Source organism: Collinsella sp. LCP19S3_A7 (assembly GCF_052121995.1).
In the GTDB taxonomy this organism is placed as follows: domain Bacteria; phylum Actinomycetota; class Coriobacteriia; order Coriobacteriales; family Coriobacteriaceae; genus Collinsella.
The window spans coordinates 1-780 of the sequence record NZ_JBQKDE010000045.1; the positions used below are offsets into that span (position 1 = coordinate 1).

Sequence of the window (780 nt, forward strand, 5' to 3'; positions counted from 1 at the left end):
TCAACTGGGAAAATGGCGCCCCCGGGGCCCGAGAGGGGCCGCGGGGGCGTTCGGTTAACTGCGGGAGCGAGCCATCAGCTCAATGTGTTCGGCTGAGATCGGAAATCAACCAACGCCCTAATGACGCATCTCTGACGCTGTCCACACAATGCCAGCTGTTACGTATTTGGCCGAAACCTGCGCGACGACCCTTCGATGTCGCCCCCGTGCAAAGTGAGCGGACTCCAGCAAGCCTTTGGGACTCGTGGCGCTTCTGCTCATGCTCCACGTCCCCATCGGCGGCAACGATACACGCTCGACGTCATAACGGGCAAGCGCAACTATCCTGGCAGCAAATAGCAGGAGTCCTGGCTCGACAGCCTTGAAAGGCTTCCCGAGGCTTAAGAAACTCCTCTGCCGAACTGCATTCGGCAGAGGAGTTTAGCATGACTCATGACTGCCACCTTTGCGGCTTCGTAGTAGGCATGCTCGACAGTATCGGCGTCGATGCCAACGGCTTCGGCAATCCACAAAAGCGATGCAACATTCTGGAGCAAGCTGTAGGTTCGCTCGGCATCGCTGTTCTCGTTCTTGCACGTAAAACTGCCATACCCCTTAGGACCCTGGCTCTTGAACCAGGCAAGCATGCGCTCTCTCATCTCGCCCGGTGGCGATTGGAAATTTGCGGACTTCGCTCATATGACCCAATCCGCTGTCAAGAGCCACAATGGCCCCGCCGACCGCTTGCAATCGGTCGGCGGGGCCTGCCGTTGAACCCGTCCCGGTCCGCCCCCGGCATGT

1 protein-coding gene is annotated in these 780 nt (G+C 59.0%); it reads right to left on the reverse strand.

Features of this window, described 5'->3' with window-relative positions:
* Positions 1–380: 380 nt before the first annotated feature.
* On the reverse strand, positions 381–626 hold the full coding sequence (locus tag ACTQV3_RS09245) for a hypothetical protein (protein WP_441549974.1): 246 nt from the start codon (positions 624–626) through the stop codon (positions 381–383).
* Positions 627–780 lie beyond the last annotated feature (154 nt).

Coding starts and splice junctions, on each gene's coding strand:
- ACTQV3_RS09245 (WP_441549974.1), bottom strand. CDS start 626: ATGCTTGCCTGGTTCAAGAGCCAGGGTCCTAAGGGGTATGGCAGTTTT.